1 pseudogene is annotated in these 239 nt (G+C 69.9%); it reads right to left on the reverse strand.

The features are described 5' to 3' along the window. A pseudogene (locus ACPXBU_RS34920) lies at positions 1-236 on the reverse strand (C39 family peptidase); the annotation flags it as partial. Between the last annotated feature and the right edge of the window lie 3 nt (positions 237-239).

Consider the following 239-nt stretch of genomic DNA (forward strand, 5'->3'; position numbering starts at 1 on the left):
TGCACGCTCAGGGCGTTACGGGTCGCGGCGGGCCCGCAGTAGTAGAAGTTCGGCTGCGCCTCGTAGCGCACACCCAGCTCCCGCTCACCGTGGGTCTTGCGGTCGGTCTGAGTCTGCGTGGCCGGCTTGGCCTCCGACGCGGCGTACGCGGCGGTGACCGGGCCGGCGATGGCACCACCGGTGAACGCGAGGCCGGCGGCGGTCAGAGCGGTCTTACGGATCAGATCGGTACGCATGAT

The organism is Micromonospora sp. DT231 (assembly GCF_049847025.1).
Classification (GTDB): domain Bacteria; phylum Actinomycetota; class Actinomycetes; order Mycobacteriales; family Micromonosporaceae; genus Micromonospora.